Here is a 13684-nt window from a genome sequence, read left to right on the forward strand (position 1 = left end):
CCACCCGCACCCGCCCACGCACCCTCACCCCCACGGCGAGCCGGCGCCCAGCAGCCCTCAGCGCAGCCCCTCAGCGCCGCCGGAGATCGGCGACCCTGGCAGCCCGCTGTTCCGCCCCGCCGCCCTGCTCGCCCAGGGCCGCGGCCGTCCTGAGCCCCGTGCCCGCGCCGGGCACCTGACGGCGCGGTCCGGGCAGTGGCACGTCCCGGCGCTGTTGTCGCGCCGGGCCCGCCTCACCCCCCTGGCCGCCGGAGCCGGCCGCCCCGCCCTGCGTACCGGCCACGGCGATCTGCACGCCCTGGTCGGCGAGGGCCTGCAACTCGGTGGCGGCACGGTCGTCGTGGGCCGGCGGCTCGTCCGTCACGAGCCGGGTGATGACATCGGTCGGCACGGTCTGGAACATCGTGTCGGTGCCCAGCTTGGTGTGGTCGGCCAGGACGACCACCTCGGCGGCTGCCTGCACCAGCGCACGGTCGACGGACGCCGACAGCATGTTCGAGGTGGACAGCCCCCGTTCGGCGGTCAGCCCGCTCCCGGACAGGAAGGCCCGCGAGACCCGCAGCCCCTGGAGGGACTGCTCGGCACCGCTGCCGACCAGGGCGTAGTTGGAACCGCGGAGGGTACCGCCGGTCATCACGACCTCCACGCGGTTGGCGTGGGCGAGGGCCTGGGCCACCAGCAGCGAGTTGGTGACGACGGTCAGCCCGGGCACCCGGGCGAGCCGGCGGGCCAGCTCCTGGGTGGTCGTCCCCGCCCCCACCACGATGGCCTCGCCCTCTTCGACGAAGCCCGCGGCGAGGTCGGCGATCGCGGTCTTCTCGGCGGTCGCGAGATGCGACTTCTGCGGGAAGCCGGACTCGCGCGTGAACCCGCCCGGCAGTACCGCACCGCCGTGCCGGCGGTCGAGGAGTCCTTCTGCCTCCAGTGCACGCACGTCCCGCCGTACGGTCACTTCGGAGGTCTGGACGACGCGGGCGAGTTCCCGGAGCGACACCGCTCCGTTCGCTCGCACCATTTCGAGGATCAATTGGCGACGTTCTGCAGCGAACACGAAACTGACAGTAATGCCAACGACCGTCTGCTTTCAGCAGTTTGCGCCGAATAACAGAAGTTGTTCGCACGGCAGGGTACGAAGTGGTATAGGGGTTGCTCCAGTGGCGTATGCCGTACGCATGTCCGGCAACTCCCCGTGACCGCCGGGGAGTCGAAACCGGCCGTCGGGCTCCTCAGCCCTCCGCGCCCGACTTACGGGTGTGCAGTTGCCGCGCCACCTCGGCGATCGAGCCCGACAGCGACGGGTAGACGGTGAACGCGTTGGCGATCTGTTCGACCGTCAGGTTGTTGTCGACGGCGAGCGAGATCGGGTGGATCAGCTCCGAGGCGCGGGGCGCGACGACGACACCGCCCACCACGATCCCGGTGCCCGGCCGGCAGAAGATCTTGACGAAGCCGTCCCGGATGCCCTGCATCTTCGCGCGGGGGTTGCGCAGCAGCGGCAGCTTCACGACGCGGGCGTCGATCTTGCCGGCGTCGACGTCGGCCTGGGTGTAGCCCACCGTGGCGATCTCGGGGTCGGTGAAGACGTTGGACGACACGGTCTTGAGGTTCAGCGGGGCCACCGCGTCGCCGAGGAAGTGGTACATGGCGATCCGCCCCTGCATGGCGGCGACCGAGGCGAGCGCGAAGACACCGGTGACGTCACCGGCGGCGTACACCCCCGGAGCGGTCGTGCGCGACACCTTGTCGGTCCAGACGTGCCCGGAGTCCTTCAGCCGGACCCCGGCCTCCTCCAGTCCCATGCCCTCGGTGTTGGGGATGGCGCCGACGGCCATCAGGCAGTGCGAGCCGGTGATGACCCGGCCGTCCGACAGGGTGACCTCCACCCGGTCGCCCACCCGCTTGGCGGAGGCGGCCCGCGACCGCGCCATGACGTTCATGCCCCGCCGCCGGAAGACGTCCTCCAGCACGGCCGCGGCGTCCGGGTCCTCGCCCGGCAGCACCCGGTCCCGCGACGACACCAGCGTCACCCGCGACCCCAGCGCCTGGTAGGCGCCGGCGAACTCGGCACCGGTGACACCCGACCCCACGACGATCAGCTCCTCGGGAAGCTCGTCGAGGTCGTAGACCTGGGTCCAGTTCAGGATCCGCTCGCCGTCCGGCCGGGCGTCGGGCAGCTCGCGCGGGTGCCCGCCGGTGGCGATGAGCACGGCGTCCGCGGTCAGCGTCTCCTCGCTGCCGTCGGCGGCCGTCACCACGACCTTCCGTGACCCGTCGAGCGCCTGCATGCCCTCCAGCCGCCCGCGCCCGCGCATGACCCGCGCCCCGGCGCGCGTGACGGAGGCGGTGATGTCGTGCGACTGCGCCAGCGCGAGCCGCTTCACACGCCGGTTGACCTTCCCGAGGTCGACGCCGACCACCCGGGCGGCCTGCTCCATGGGCGGGGTGTCGTCGGCGACGATGATCCCCAGCTCCTCGTACGAGGAGTCGAAGGTGGTCATCACCTCGGCCGTGGCGATGAGGGTCTTGGACGGCACGCAGTCGGTCAGCACCGACGCCCCGCCCAGACCGTCGCAGTCGACGACGGTCACCTCCGCGCCGAGCTGGGCGCCCACCAGCGCCGCTTCGTATCCGCCGGGTCCGCCACCGATGATCACGATCCGAGTCACGTACTCCATTGTCCCGCACCCTTCAACCAAAGACCGCGCAGGGGGCTCACCCGATGCGCCCCTGTTACCGGAGTGACCCGTCAGCCGCCTGCCGTACCCTCTCCCCATGTCGCTCTACGCCGCGTACGCCGGCAACCTCGACGCGCGGCTGATGTCCCGCCGCGCCCCCCACTCGCCGCTGCGCGCCACCGGCTGGGTGAACGGCTGGCGGCTGACGTTCGGCGGCGAGCACATGGGCTGGGAGGGCGCGCTGGCGACCCTGGTGGAGGACCCCCTCTCCCAGGTCTTCGTCGCCCTGTACGACATCGCCCCGATGGACGAGGAGTCGCTCGACCGCTGGGAGGGCGTGGGCCTGGACGTCTACCGCCGCACCCGGATCCGGGTCCACACCCTGGACGGCGAGGCCCAGGCCTGGACCTACGTCCTCAACGCCTACGAGGGCGGCCTGCCCTCCGCCCGCTACCTGGGCGAACTGGCCGACGCCGCGGAATCCGCCGGCGCACCCCACGACTACGTCATGGAACTGCGCAAACGCCCCTGCTGAGCGGGGCTTCGTGGAAAACGACAAAACAACGTTCCGGATCCCGTGAGCTCTGTCATCTACGCGCGTAGGCGTAAAGCGGCTACCCTCGTCCCCGTGAACGCATCTCTTCTTCCGGACGACATCCAGGGCGACCCCCACGCCGCCGCCGACGCCGCCGCGGCCCGCCTGCGCGAACTCACGGGCGCCGACACCCACGACGTCGCCCTCGTGATGGGCTCCGGCTGGGCACCGGCCGTGGACGCCCTGGGCGACCCCGAGGCCGAGTTCCAGGTCACCGAGCTGCCCGGCTTCCCGCAGCCGGCGGTGGTGGGCCACGGCGGAAAGATCCGCTCGTACGCCATCGGTGACAAGCGCGCGCTGGTCTTCCTGGGCCGCACCCACTACTACGAGGGCCACGGCGTGGCCGCGGTCTCGCACGGCGTGCGCACCGCCGTCGCCGCCGGCGCCAAGACGGTGATCCTCACCAACGGCTGCGGCGGCCTGCGCGAGGGCATGCGCCCCGGCCAGCCGGTCCTGATCAGCGACCACATCAACCTCACGGCGACCTCCCCGATCGTCGGCGCCAACTTCGTCGACCTCACGGACCTCTACTCGCCCCGCCTGCGCGCCCTGTGCAAGGAGGTGGACCCGACCCTGGAGGAGGGCGTCTACGCCCAGTTCCCCGGCCCGCACTACGAGACGCCGGCGGAGATCCGCATGGCCCGCGTCATCGGCGCGGACCTGGTCGGCATGTCGACGGTCCTTGAGGCCATCGCGGCCCGCGAGGCCGGTGCGGAGGTGCTCGGCATCTCCCTGGTGACCAACCTCGCCGCCGGCATGACGGGCGAGCCCCTCAACCACGAGGAGGTCCTCCAGGCGGGCCGCGACTCGGCGACCCGGATGGGCGAGCTGCTGACGAAGGTCCTGGGCCGCCTGTGACCGGGTGACCGGGGCCCGACGTCGCCCGCACCGGCGGTTGCCCTCGCCCCCGGCGCCCTTGGCCGGCGCCGGGGCGTTCGCGCAGCCCGGCGGAACGGGGTGCCGAAAGCCTCCGGCGGTTGTCCTCGTACCCGGCGTCGTGGCTGGCGTAGGGGCGTTGCGCAGCCCGGCGTGACGGGGTGCCTCCCCCAGAGGGGGCACCCCCAGCGCCCACCCCTGCCGCCCCAGCGGCACGACTGCCCGCGGCTGGGCGGCGCGGCCGCGCGCGGATTGCGGCAGTCGCCCGCGGCGCGCAACCAGGCACGGGCGTGGGCGCTACCCGCAGTCACGTACGGCGCGCAACCAGGGACGGGCCTGGGCCACCGCCCGCAGACGCATGCGGCGCGCAACCAGGGGCGGGCCTGGGCGTTGGCCGCAGTCGCGCGCGGCGGGGAGGGGTCGTGTCGGGGGGTCTCCGCCCGCAGCGGTTGTCGCGTCAACACGAGTACCGTCCAGTCGGCCGATTCCTCGACGTTCCGAGGACGGAGACCCCCCGGCACGGCCCCGCACCACCCACCACCCCTAGGCGCTACGCGCACCCCCGACCACCCGCACCGGCGCCGCAGGCATCCACCCACCACCCCGCACCCGACACACCACCACACGAACCACGGACGAGAGGCTGACCCGACGTGCACGACGATCTCATCGCCCGGGCCCAGGCATGGCTGGCCGAGGACCCCGACGCGGATACCCGCGACGAACTCGCCGAGCTCATCGACGCCGAGGACCACGCAGAGCTCGCCGCGCGCTTCAGCGGCACCCTCCAGTTCGGCACCGCCGGCCTCCGCGGCGAACTCGGCGCCGGCCCCATGCGCATGAACCGCTCCGTCGTCATCCGCGCCGCCGCCGGCCTCGCCGCGTACCTCAAGAAGCAGGGCACCCCCCACGGCGACGACAGTGCCGGCCTCGTCGTCATCGGCTACGACGCCCGTCACAAGTCCGCCGACTTCGCCCGCGACACCGCCGCCGTCATGACCGGCGCCGGTCTCAGGGCGGCGCTCCTCCCCCGCCCCCTGCCCACCCCCGTCCTCGCCTTCGCCATCCGCCACCTCGGCGCCGTCGCCGGCGTGGAGGTCACCGCCAGCCACAACCCGCCCCGCGACAACGGCTACAAGGTGTACCTCGGCGACGGCTCCCAGATCGTCCCCCCGGCGGACACCGGCATCGCCGCCGAGATCGACGCCGTACGGTCCCTGCACGACGTCCCGCGCCCCACCACCGGCTGGGAAACCCTCGACGACACCGTCCTCGACGCCTACCTCGCCCGCACGGACGCCGTCCTCGCCCCCGGCTCCCCCCGCACCGCCCGCACGGTCTACACGGCGATGCACGGCGTCGGCAAGGACGTCCTCCTCGCCGCCTTCGAACGCGCCGGCTTCCCTGACCCCGTCCTCGTCGCCGAGCAGGCCGACCCCGACCCGGACTTCCCCACCGTCGCCTTCCCCAACCCGGAAGAGCCCGGCGCGATGAACCTCGCCTTCGCCACGGCCCGCTCCCTCACCCCCGCCCCCGACCTGGTCATCGCCAACGACCCGGACGCCGACCGCCTCGCCGTCGCCGTCAGGGACGACGCCGCGACCGACGGCTCGGCGACCGGCGGGTCGGCGACCGACGGCGAGGACGGCGCCGGCGCCGGCTGGCGCATGCTCCGCGGCGACGAGGTCGGCGCCCTCCTCGCCGCCCACCTGGTCACCCGCGGAGCGACCGGCACGTTCGCCGAGTCGATCGTCTCCTCCTCCCTCCTCGGCCGTATCGCCCAGAAGGCGGACCTCCCCCACGTCGAGACCCTCACCGGCTTCAAGTGGATCGCCCGCGCCGAGGGCCTCCGCTACGGCTACGAGGAGGCCCTCGGCTACTGCGTCGACCCCGACGGCGTACGCGACAAGGACGGCATCACCGCGGCCCTCCTGATCACGGAACTGGCCTCCTCCCTCAAGGAGGCCGGCCGCACCCTCCTCGACCTCCTCGACGACCTCGCCGTCGAGCACGGCCTGCACGCCACCGACCAGCTCTCGGTCCGGGTGCAGGACCTCTCCGTCATCGCCGCCGCGATGCGCCGCCTGCGCGAACAGCCCCCCACCCGGCTCGCCGGCCTGCCGATCACGAAGGCCGAGGATCTCACCCAGGGGTCGGCCGGCCTCCCGCCCACCGACGGACTGCGCTACACCCTCGACGGTGCCCGGGTCATCGTCCGGCCCAGCGGCACGGAGCCGAAGCTGAAGTGCTACCTGGAGGTGGTCGTCCCGGTCGCCGTCCACGCCGACCTCCCGGCGGCCCGCGCCAAGGCCGAGGACCTGCTGACGGCCTTGAAGCACGACTTCGCCGCAGCGGCGGGCATCTGACCGGCCACGGCCCGAACGACCGCCCCGGCACAACCGGCCCCCAGCCCCCCAGCGCCCCAGCCCCACAACCGAACACCCGAACCACCCCGATGGGGTGCCCCCCGGTGGAGACCCCCACCCGGAGGCACCCCATCGGGTGATTTCCGCACGCCCATTGACCGGCACTCCCCGCCCCCGCGCCCTCGCGGGCAACGGTGGTCCCGAAGCCCCGTCACCGATACCACGGACCACCGACACCGACCCCACCGGCCAACCGATCCCGAGGGAGCCGCCCCCGTGTCCTCGACCGCCCGCGAAACGACCCCGAGCGGACGCATCCCCGGCACCCGGCGCCCCCACTCCCACCCGACGGCCCCCGACCGCCCCCCGGCCGCCGCCAGGACCGCCCGGACCGCGCGGCGTCTGGCCCACGCCCTGCGCCGGGCGGCCCCGGCCCTGACCGCGTACCTCGCGGTCCGCCTCACGGGCCTGCTGGTGCTCGCCGAATGGGCCCGGCGCGAGGGCCAGGACCTCCACACGATCCTGGCCACGCAGTGGGACGCGGACTGGTACATGGCGATCGCCGACCACGGCTACACGGACGAGCTGGGCACGGCCCACAACGCCAACAACCTGGCCTTCTTCCCGCTCTTCCCGGTCCTGGTCAAGGCCGTCGCGGCCGTCACACCGGGCATCCGGGCGACCACGGCCCTGGGCCTGGCCGTCGTCGCCTCGTTCATCGCGGCGTGGGGCATCTTCGCGGTGGGCGACCGGCTGTACGGCCGCCGCACCGGGGTCCTGCTCACGACGCTGTGGGCGGCGTTCCCGGTCGGCCTGGTGCAGTGGATGGGCTACACCGAGTCGCTGTTCACCGCGCTCACGGCCTGGTCCCTGTACGCGGTGCTCAGCGGCCGCTGGCTGTGGGCGGCCGGCTTCGCGGCGCTGGCGGGCCTGACGCGTCCGACCGGCATCGCGGTGGCGGCGGCGGTCAGCGTGGCGGCACTGCTCGCCCTGCGGCACCGCCCGGCCCGCCCGCGCGCGGCAGCGGCGGCGGTCCTCGCGCCGCTGGGCTGGTGCGCGTACGTCGCGTGGGTGGGCGTGCGCCTGGGCCGCTGGGACGGCTATTTCGCCGTACAGCGGCTCTGGTACAACGACGTGGACTTCGGTCTGAAGACGCTGCGCCAGTTCCGGCGGCTGCTGGTGTACGACCCCACGCCGCACCTGTTCCTGGTCGTCGTGACGCTGACGCTGATCGCGGCGGTCGTGCTCTTCGGACTGTCGGTCCGTGACCGCCAGCCTCTGGTGCTGCTGGTCTTCACCGGTGCCATGCTGGCGATCGTGCTGGGCAGCGGCGGCGTCTACTTCCCGCGGGCCCGCTTCCTGCTCCCGGCCTTCCCGCTGCTGCTCCCGCTGGCCCTGCACCTGTCCCGGGCCTCACGCCACTACCGGGTCCTGGTCCTCACCGCGGCGGTCCTGGGCTCGGCCTACTGCGGCGCCCACATGCTCCTCGTCTGGACCAGCGCACCGTAGAACGCCCCCCCCCCCCCGCGCCGGACGCACACCGAGCGCACCAGCCAGGAGCCGTCAGCAGTCAGCCACCAGCCACCCCACGGCACCTCACGGCACTCCCCGAACCGCGTCACCCCACCCCCAAGACCACCGCCAGCAACACCGCCCCCGCCACCGCGGGCCCCATGACCTCGTAAGCCCACCGCACCGACACCTCGCCCTGCGCCGTCTGCGCCTTCCCCCGCGCCTCCACCATCTCCCGCAGCTCGTGGACGATCTTGTCGCTCTCGGCCCGCACCGGCGCGTCCGCCGCCGCCCCCGCGGCGGCGCCGCCCCCGGACAGCCCCCCGAGCCCGCCGGCCACGGTGCCCGCACGGGCACCGCGCCCGCGCCGCCCGCCCCCGGAGGCCTCCGACGTGCGCCGCGCCTCCAGCCGGGCCGCGCGCTTGCGGGCGCGCAGCGAGACCGGGATCGCCCAGAGCTGGTACTTCGTGCCGGACTCGGCGACGACCTCGTTCGAGTAACCGGAGCGCACCGCGGCGACCTGCCCCCAGGGCAGCACGATGACGCGCAGCGGGTTGCGGATGCGCAGCCGGTCCTCGCCGGCGAAGACGGCGGGCCGCAGGGTGAAGGCGACGACCAGCGGCACCGCGAGCAGCATGACGGCCAGCGCCAGCCACGGCGTGCGCCCCTCGCCCCGGACGAGCGCGTCGATGCCGAGCCACAGGACGATGGTGAGCAGCAGCACGCCCCCGACGAGGGCGGCGGGCGAGCGGTAGACCCGGTCCCGGATCTCGGGCGCCGGGGGCCGGGGGGAGGGTGACTGGTGGTCCGGGGTCGTCATGCTGCCGATTGTGCCCGACGGCCGGGGGGCGCTCATACGCGGTGCCGGTCCACAGGATGAGCGCGGGGGGCTGTACAGCCGCTACGCGCGTAGATATGCTCGCCTGGTGACCATGCCCACCACTGCATCAGCCGCACCCGGTACCCCCGCCGCGTCCGCTGCACCCACCCCCCGAGCACACGGGGCGCACGGGCTCCAGGACGTCGCCGCGTCCGACAGCACGCTGCGCCGCTTCCTGCACGGGCTGCCCGGCGTCGACGCGGTCGGCCTGGAGGCGCGCGCCGCCTCCCTCGGTACCCGTTCCATCAAGACCACCGCGAAGGCGTACGCCCTCGACCTGGCCATCTCGATGGTCGACCTGACCACGCTGGAAGGCGCGGACACGCCGGGCAAGGTCCGGGCGCTCGGCGCCAAGGCGGTCCGCCCCGACCCGACCGACCGCACCGCCCCCACCACGGCCGCGGTCTGCGTCTACCCCGACATGGTGCCCGTGGCCAAGGAGGCCGTCGCCGGCTCCGGCGTGAAGGTCGCCTCCGTCGCCACCGCCTTCCCGGCGGGCCGGGCCTCCCTCGCGGTCAAGCTGGCCGACGTGCGCGAGGCCGTCGCGGCGGGCGCGGACGAGGTCGACATGGTCATCGACCGCGGCGCGTTCCTCGCGGGCAAGTACCTCAAGGTGTACGACGAGATCGTCGCCGTGCGGGAGGCCTGCGGCACGGACGCCCGCCTGAAGGTCATCTTCGAGACCGGCGAACTGTCGACGTACGACAACATCCGCCGCGCCAGCTGGCTCGGCATGCTGGCGGGCGCCGACTTCATCAAGACCTCGACCGGCAAGGTCGCGGTCAACGCAACACCGGCCAACACCCTGCTGATGCTGGAGGCGGTCCGCGACTTCCGGGCCCAGACCGGCGTCCAGATCGGCGTGAAGCCGGCCGGCGGCATCCGCACGGCGAAGGACGCGATCAAGTTCCTGGTGCTGGTCAACGAGACGGCGGGCGAGGACTGGCTGGACAACCACTGGTTCCGCTTCGGCGCCTCCTCGCTCCTGAACGACCTGCTGATGCAGCGCCAGAAGCTGGCCACCGGCCGCTACTCCGGCCCCGACTACGTGACGGTGGACTGATCACCATGACCACGGAAAAGACCACGGCACAGCGGTCGTCCGCATTCGAGTACGCACCGGCGCCCGAGTCCCGCGCGGTCGTCGACATCGCCCCCTCCTACGGCCTGTTCATCGACGGCGAGTTCACCGAGGCGGCCGGCGGCAAGGTCTTCAAGTCCGTCTCGCCGTCCACCGAGGAGGTGCTCTCCGAGGTCGCCGAGGGCACCGAGGAGGACGTCGACCGCGCGGTGAAGGCCGCCCGCAAGGCGTTCGCGAAGTGGTCGGCGCTGCCCGGCGCCGAGCGCGCGAAGTACCTCTTCCGCATCGCCCGCATCATCCAGGAGCGCTCCCGCGAGCTGGCCGTCCTGGAGACCCTCGACAACGGCAAGCCGATCAGGGAGACCAGGGACGCCGACCTCCCGCTGGTCGCCGCGCACTTCTTCTACTACGCGGGCTGGGCCGACAAGCTGGACCACGCCGGCTTCGGCGCGAACCCGCGTCCCCTCGGCGTCGCGGGCCAGGTCATCCCCTGGAACTTCCCCCTGCTGATGCTGGCGTGGAAGATCGCCCCGGCGCTGGCCACCGGCAACACGGTGGTCCTGAAGCCCGCCGAGACCACCCCCCTGTCCGCCCTGTTCTTCGCGGACATCTGCCGTCAGGCGGGCCTGCCCAAGGGCGTCGTCAACATCGTCACCGGCGACGGCCGCACCGGCGCGGCGCTGGTCGCGCACCCGGACGTGGACAAGGTCGCCTTCACCGGCTCCACGGCCGTCGGCAAGGAGATCGCCCGCACGGTCGCGGGCACCCGCAAGAAGCTGACGCTCGAACTGGGCGGCAAGGGCGCCAACATCGTCTTCGACGACGCGCCCGTCGACCAGGCCGTCGAGGGCATCGTCAGCGGCATCTTCTTCAACCAGGGCCAGGTCTGCTGCGCGGGCAGCCGCCTGCTCGTCCAGGAGTCGATCCACGACGAGCTGCTCGACTCCCTCAAGCGCCGCCTGTCCACGCTCCGCCTCGGCGACCCCCTGGACAAGAACACCGACATCGGCGCGATCAACTCCGCCGAGCAGCTGGCCCGCATCACCGCGCTCGCCGACCAGGGCGAGGCCGAGGGCGCCGAGCGCTGGTCCCCGGCGTGCGAACTCCCCTCCGCCGGGTACTGGTTCGCCCCGACGCTCTTCACGAACGTCACCCAGGCGCACACCGTCGCCCGGGACGAGATCTTCGGCCCGGTCCTGTCCGTCCTCACCTTCCGCACGCCGGACGAGGCGGTCGCCAAGGCCAACAACACGCCGTACGGCCTGTCGGCGGGCATCTGGACGGAGAAGGGCTCGCGCATCCTGGCGGTCGCGAACAAGCTGCGCGCGGGCGTCGTCTGGTCCAACACGTTCAACAAGTTCGATCCGACGTCGCCGTTCGGCGGCTACAAGGAGTCGGGCTTCGGCCGCGAGGGCGGCCGCCACGGCCTGGAGGCGTACCTCGATGTCTGACAGCAACCGTCTGAGCGTCTTCAAGACCTACAAGCTGTACGTCGGGGGCAAGTTCCCCCGCAGCGAGAGCGGCCGGGTGTACGAGGTGCAGGACAACAAGGGCAAGTGGCTGGCGAACGCCCCGCTCTCCTCCCGCAAGGACGCCCGGGACGCGGTGGTCGCCGCGCGCAAGGCGTTCGGCGCGTGGTCGGGCGCGACGGCGTACAACCGCGGTCAGATCCTCTACCGCGTCGCCGAGATGCTGGAGGGCCGCCGCGAGCAGTACGTGCGCGAGGTCGCCGACGCCGAGGGCCTGTCGGCGTCGAAGGCCGCCGACCAGGTGGACGCGGCGATCGACCGCTGGGTGTGGTACGCGGGCTGGACCGACAAGATCGCCCAGGTGACCGGCGGCGGCAACCCGGTCGCCGGGCCGTTCTTCAACCTCTCCTCCCCCGAACCGACGGGCGTGGTCGCGGTGCTGGCCCCGCAGGAGTCCTCCTTCCTGGGCCTGGTCTCCGTCGTCGCCCCGGTGATCGCCACCGGCAACACGGCGGTCGTGGTCGCCTCGGAGAAGGCCCCGCTGCCCGCGCTCTCCCTCGGCGAGGTGCTGGCCACCTCCGACCTCCCCGGCGGCGTGGTCAACGTCCTGTCCGGCCGTACGGCGGAGATCGCGGCCCCGCTCGCCGCCCACCAGGACGTCAACGCGATCGACCTCGCGGGCGCCGACGAAGCGCTGGCGAAGGAGTTGGAGATCGCCGCGGCGGACAACCTCAAGCGCGTCCTGCGTCCACAGCCTGTGGACGACGCCGGCTGGTCGGCGACGCCGGGCATCGACCGCATGACGGCGTTCCTGGAGACCAAGACGGTCTGGCACCCGACGGGTTCGCTGGGCGCGTCCGGCTCGTCGTACTGAGCCGCGGCACGGTCCCGCCACGAGCAGAGAGCCGCGCCTCCCCTCCGTCCGGGGGAGGCGCGGCTCTCGCCGTCGCGTCGTCGCCGGCGTCCCGTCAGCCGCCGAGCAGCCCCGTCGCCTGCCCCAGCACCGGGATGCTCCCCACCGACGGGGCCTGGGCGACCGGCCCGGTGAGGGCCTGCGAGGTCATCGGCTGGAAGTCGGACACCTGGGTGCCGACGCCGTTGTCGAGGGGGTCGACGCCGGTGCCGGCCAGCGGGTTGGGCTTGAGGCCGGTCACCGGGCCCGCGACATAGCCGAGGGTGCCGGTCGTCGCCTTCAGGCCGGCGTCCGGGTCGATCGTGCCCAGCGAGCTGGGGCGCATGCGGGCCACCCCGGCGACCGACTCGCCGCTGTCGGCGCAGGCCGCGCCCGCGCCTGCCCCCAGGGCCACCCCGGCGGTCGCGAGGGCGATCAGGGCGCGCTGGGCGGTCGGGGTGTGGGGGGACGCGTGTCGGGCCATCGCTGCTGCCACCTCTGCTACGGAGTGCCACCGGGGTACCGGGAGAGTACGCCGACGGCACTGCGGAGTGTAATCAGGTCGACGCGAAGCGTAGTTGAGATGTGACGCGCGCTTCAAAGCCGACCCGCGGGCTCGTACGGCGGCCGAAGGATGCCTCACACTGGTGTCCCGTGACCTCCCATCCGCCCATACCGGCCCGAGTCGTGCTGCTCTGCGGCCCCTCCGGCTCCGGCAAGTCCCTTCTCGCCGCCCGCTCCGGTCTTCCCGTGCTGCGGCTCGACGACTTCTACAAGGAGGGCACCGACCCGACGCTGCCGCTGGTCGCCGGGGGTTCCGACATCGACTGGGACCACCCGGACTCCTGGGACGCGGACGCCGCCGTCGCCGCGATCGCGGAGCTGTGCCGCACCGGCCGTACGGAGGTGCCGGTCTACGACCTGGCGCTCAGCGCCCGGACCGGCGCGGAGACCGTCGACATCGGCCGTACGCCGTTGTTCGTGGCGGAGGGCGTCTTCGCCGCCGAGCTCGTCACGCGCTGCCGGGAGGCGGGCGTCCTCGCCGACGCACTGTGCCTGAGCCGGGGTCCGGTGACCACCTTCCGCCGCCGTTTCCTGCGCGACCTGCGGGAGGGCCGCAAGTCGGTGCCGTTCCTGCTGCGCCGCGGCTGGCGGCTGATGCGGCAGGAAAGGACGATCATCGCCCGGCAGACGGCCCTGGGCGCGCACGCCTGCGACCGGGACGAGGCGATGGGCCGCCTGGCGGCCGCGGCGGCCGGCCACTGCGCGACGGTCCGCACGGCGGCCTGAGGCGGGCACGGAAAACGGGACTGGACGGACCCCCCGGCCCTCCAGTCC

12 protein-coding genes are annotated in these 13684 nt (G+C 73.3%); 8 read left to right on the plus strand and 4 right to left on the minus strand.

The window, feature by feature from the left end; all coding sequences use genetic code 11:
• Positions 1–70: 70 nt before the first annotated feature.
• Both ACZ45Q_RS02030 and ACZ45Q_RS02035 read right to left on the minus strand, forming a co-directional pair.
• Positions 71–1051, minus strand: coding sequence for a DeoR/GlpR family DNA-binding transcription regulator (locus ACZ45Q_RS02030; RefSeq protein WP_468253846.1), 981 nt, complete (start codon positions 1049–1051; stop codon positions 71–73).
• A gap of 175 nt (positions 1052–1226) precedes the next feature.
• Complete coding sequence (locus tag ACZ45Q_RS02035; protein WP_468253847.1) at positions 1227–2675, minus strand: NAD(P)H-quinone dehydrogenase; 1449 nt, start codon at positions 2673–2675, stop codon at positions 1227–1229.
• A gap of 97 nt (positions 2676–2772) precedes the next feature.
• Between ACZ45Q_RS02035 and ACZ45Q_RS02040 the strand changes: the two genes are divergently transcribed.
• The 4 genes from ACZ45Q_RS02040 (at position 2773) to ACZ45Q_RS02055 (ending at position 8021) form a co-directional block, all read left to right on the plus strand.
• The gene (locus ACZ45Q_RS02040) at positions 2773–3210 is read left to right on the plus strand and encodes a gamma-glutamylcyclotransferase family protein (protein ID WP_468253848.1); all 438 of its coding nucleotides are present in this window, start codon (positions 2773–2775) and stop codon (positions 3208–3210) included.
• 93 nt (positions 3211–3303) lie between these two features.
• On the plus strand, positions 3304–4128 hold the full coding sequence (locus ACZ45Q_RS02045) for a purine-nucleoside phosphorylase (RefSeq protein WP_468253849.1): 825 nt from the start codon (positions 3304–3306) through the stop codon (positions 4126–4128).
• A gap of 671 nt (positions 4129–4799) precedes the next feature.
• Entirely contained in the window at positions 4800–6512 is a 1713-nt protein-coding gene (locus tag ACZ45Q_RS02050) for a phospho-sugar mutase (protein ID WP_468253850.1), read from the plus strand.
• Positions 6513–6788: 276 nt separating this feature from the next.
• The gene (locus tag ACZ45Q_RS02055; protein ID WP_468253851.1) at positions 6789–8021 is read left to right on the plus strand and encodes a hypothetical protein; all 1233 of its coding nucleotides are present in this window, start codon (positions 6789–6791) and stop codon (positions 8019–8021) included.
• Positions 8022–8130: 109 nt separating this feature from the next.
• Here ACZ45Q_RS02055 and ACZ45Q_RS02060 read toward each other — a convergent pair whose 3' ends face one another.
• A complete protein-coding gene (locus ACZ45Q_RS02060; protein WP_468253852.1) occupies positions 8131–8844 on the minus strand; it encodes a PH domain-containing protein in 714 nt (237 codons plus the stop codon).
• Positions 8845–8956: 112 nt separating this feature from the next.
• Here ACZ45Q_RS02060 and deoC point away from each other — a divergent pair, with 112 nt between their 5' ends.
• The 3 genes from deoC to ACZ45Q_RS02075 are packed head-to-tail and all read left to right on the plus strand — an operon-like array spanning position 8957 to position 12328.
• Positions 8957–9967 (plus strand): deoxyribose-phosphate aldolase, encoded by a 1011-nt coding sequence (gene deoC / locus ACZ45Q_RS02065; RefSeq protein ID WP_468254309.1) that lies wholly within the window; start codon positions 8957–8959, stop codon positions 9965–9967.
• Between the two features lie 5 nt (positions 9968–9972).
• Complete coding sequence (locus tag ACZ45Q_RS02070) at positions 9973–11436, plus strand: aldehyde dehydrogenase family protein (protein ID WP_468253853.1); 1464 nt, start codon at positions 9973–9975, stop codon at positions 11434–11436.
• Positions 11429–12328, plus strand: coding sequence for an aldehyde dehydrogenase family protein (locus tag ACZ45Q_RS02075; protein ID WP_468253854.1), 900 nt, complete (start codon positions 11429–11431; stop codon positions 12326–12328). The genes ACZ45Q_RS02070 and ACZ45Q_RS02075 overlap by 8 nt, the downstream gene beginning before the upstream one ends.
• A 94-nt stretch (positions 12329–12422) precedes the next feature.
• On the opposite strand, the gene ACZ45Q_RS02080 is transcribed toward ACZ45Q_RS02075, so the two are convergent.
• Positions 12423–12830, minus strand: a complete 408-nt coding sequence (locus ACZ45Q_RS02080; protein WP_468253855.1) for a hypothetical protein — start codon at positions 12828–12830, stop codon at positions 12423–12425.
• Positions 12831–12931: 101 nt separating this feature from the next.
• On the opposite strand from ACZ45Q_RS02080, the gene ACZ45Q_RS02085 reads away from it, so the two are divergent.
• Positions 12932–13636 (plus strand): uridine kinase, encoded by a 705-nt coding sequence (locus ACZ45Q_RS02085; protein WP_468253856.1) that lies wholly within the window; start codon positions 12932–12934, stop codon positions 13634–13636.
• Positions 13637–13684: the final 48 nt, after the last annotated feature.

Source organism: Streptomyces sp. NPDC031049 (assembly GCF_055571015.1).

Bases quoted from the DNA above. Each gene is read 5' to 3' on its own strand.
- ACZ45Q_RS02035 (WP_468253847.1), bottom strand. From the start codon at position 2,675: ATGGAGTACGTGACTCGGATCGTGATCATCGGTGGCGGACCCGGCGGA.
- ACZ45Q_RS02040 (WP_468253848.1), top strand. From the start codon at position 2,773: ATGTCGCTCTACGCCGCGTACGCCGGCAACCTCGACGCGCGGCTGATG.
- ACZ45Q_RS02060 (WP_468253852.1), bottom strand. From the start codon at position 8,844: ATGACGACCCCGGACCACCAGTCACCCTCCCCCCGGCCCCCGGCGCCC.
- deoC (WP_468254309.1), top strand. From the start codon at position 8,957: ATGCCCACCACTGCATCAGCCGCACCCGGTACCCCCGCCGCGTCCGCT.
- ACZ45Q_RS02070 (WP_468253853.1), top strand. From the start codon at position 9,973: ATGACCACGGAAAAGACCACGGCACAGCGGTCGTCCGCATTCGAGTAC.
- ACZ45Q_RS02075 (WP_468253854.1), top strand. From the start codon at position 11,429: ATGTCTGACAGCAACCGTCTGAGCGTCTTCAAGACCTACAAGCTGTAC.
- ACZ45Q_RS02080 (WP_468253855.1), bottom strand. From the start codon at position 12,830: ATGGCCCGACACGCGTCCCCCCACACCCCGACCGCCCAGCGCGCCCTG.